The following is a 212-nucleotide window of genomic DNA, read 5'->3' on the forward strand; positions in this document are numbered from 1 at the left end:
CACGGCGCTTGTACAAAACGGCGAATACGTTACCGATCCGATTGATGCCAGCGCATTAAACGACGGGACACTTACCGCCACAGCTAGCGTGTCTGATGTGGCTGGCAATCCAATTTCAGCACAAGATTCAGTCGAACTTGATAACACCGCAGTTATTACAACCAGCATTGATAAAACCGCCGACGGCGTGATTAATGGCAACGGTGAAAGCG

Annotated in this window: 1 protein-coding gene; it reads left to right on the forward strand. The window is 50.0% G+C overall.

The genetic code is table 11. The features are described 5' to 3' along the window. Positions 1 to 212 (forward strand): hypothetical protein (locus tag PSH48_RS21300; protein ID WP_273612337.1); only part of this gene is annotated, 212 nt, incomplete at both ends.

The organism is Pseudoalteromonas sp. Angola-4 (assembly GCF_028599265.1).
Classification (GTDB): domain Bacteria; phylum Pseudomonadota; class Gammaproteobacteria; order Enterobacterales; family Alteromonadaceae; genus Pseudoalteromonas; species Pseudoalteromonas atlantica.